This window comes from Corallococcus exercitus (genome assembly GCF_003611585.1).
In the GTDB taxonomy this organism is placed as follows: Bacteria; Myxococcota; Myxococcia; order Myxococcales; family Myxococcaceae; genus Corallococcus; species Corallococcus exercitus.
Genome location: NZ_RAVW01000902.1, coordinates 1 through 433, shown reverse-complemented (window position 1 = coordinate 433; position 433 = coordinate 1). Strand labels below are relative to the sequence as shown.

General features: G+C 45.5%; 1 protein-coding gene. It reads left to right on the top strand.

The genetic code is table 11. The annotated features are described in order from the left end of the window. On the top strand, nucleotides 1-281 hold a 281-nt coding region (locus tag D7W79_RS42780), incomplete at its 5' end, for a family 10 glycosylhydrolase (RefSeq protein WP_146707699.1). Nucleotides 282-433: the final 152 nt, after the last annotated feature.

The following is a 433-nucleotide window of genomic DNA, read 5'->3' as shown; positions in this document are numbered from 1 at the left end:
GTGCCGCACGTTATGACGTTTTGGCAAAATGGTGGGCGGATGTCGTTAAACCGACCAGGACCCGCCTGTATATCGGTATCGCCTTCTATAAAGTGGGTGAACCTTCAAAAATAGAGCCAGACTGGATGATTAACGGCGGCGTACCGGAACTGAAAAAGCAGCTCGATCTTAACGATGCCGTGCCAGAAATTAGCGGCACAATCTTGTTCCGTGAGGACTATCTGAATAAGCCACAGACTCAACAAGCGGTCAGCTATCTGCAAAGTCGTTGGGGCAGTTAAACTCCCATTCTTACTTTGTAACAAGCCGGTGCTTTCCCCCCGGCTTGTTAGCCTCTTGAAATATCCCACTAGTAATCATGCTTACTTAAGTCAAATTAACTACGCAATTAACCACACTTAGTTAAACAGTCATAAATCCCCTAATAAAAATG